At 47.3% G+C, this 916-nt stretch carries 1 protein-coding gene; it reads right to left on the bottom strand.

The window, feature by feature from the left end:
- Positions 1–751 (bottom strand): M9 family metallopeptidase N-terminal domain-containing protein (locus tag R8O10_RS24235; protein WP_318191822.1); only part of this gene is annotated, 751 nt, incomplete at its 3' end.
- Positions 752–916: the final 165 nt, after the last annotated feature.

Genomic DNA, 916 nt, shown 5'->3' with positions numbered 1-916 from the left:
GACCACCAAATAAGATGGTAAACACCCCATTCACCGCGTTGCGCATGTACCAGTTTTGAGCGTATTGGTCATTCCAGCGCGTCAGCCACTCCGTCACTTGCGGTAAATAAGCGTGTTGCAGCCCCGCACTGTCCATCGTAATGATCACTTCACTTAATACCTTGCCGTGCGGGTCGCTGTTTTCGTAAAAATTAGCGTTGTTTACAAACGCGTCTACCGCCTCTTGTACTGCGGGCGTGACCCAAGAAACAAACGAGATATTGTTGTTGTAAAACTCGGCGTAATAGCCAGCGCGCAAATACAAGTACAAGGCTTCAAGCTCATCACTACCGCCACCAGTATAGGCTTTCGCCAAAGTCACCGTATGCTTTGCCACGTTGTACATGTGGTCAGAATCAAACGCCGCTTCTTGCACTCGGCTTTGAGCAGAGAACAGCTCGTTGATGCAACTTGCACCTTGAGTTTTTATCGCGCTGATCAAGTCGTTGCTGTTGGTGGTTGTGAACGATTCTACGTCACAAACCACGCTTGACGCTTCAACCGATTGGATAGCCCGCGTGCGTAACGTCTGTTTCGGTAGCTGTGGTAACAATTCTGTCGGTGCATACTCAGGCTGCGCCGTTTCTACACCGTGTTCGTGCTGATGATGTTCAACTTTCTCTGTGACTTGCGCTACTGGCTCGCTCATTGCGAACGCAGCAGTGCTGCTCAAGGTTGCCGCAATCGCGACGCTGAGGGTTTTCAGTTCCATCTTTGTTCTTCTATATAATGTGTTCCTTAAATGCCGATACCACGTGACATCACTTCGTGCTCTTTTCACAACAAAGAGCATCCTCATATAAATCTGATTGAGCTTTAAAATAAACAATTCATTAACAAACAAATTTAGCGGTATCACTTTTTAGTACCCAATTCA

Source organism: Vibrio sp. 1727, assembly GCF_033344415.1.
Lineage (GTDB): Bacteria > Pseudomonadota > Gammaproteobacteria > Enterobacterales > Vibrionaceae > Vibrio > Vibrio alginolyticus.
This window is presented reverse-complemented; position numbering and strand designations above follow the sequence as displayed.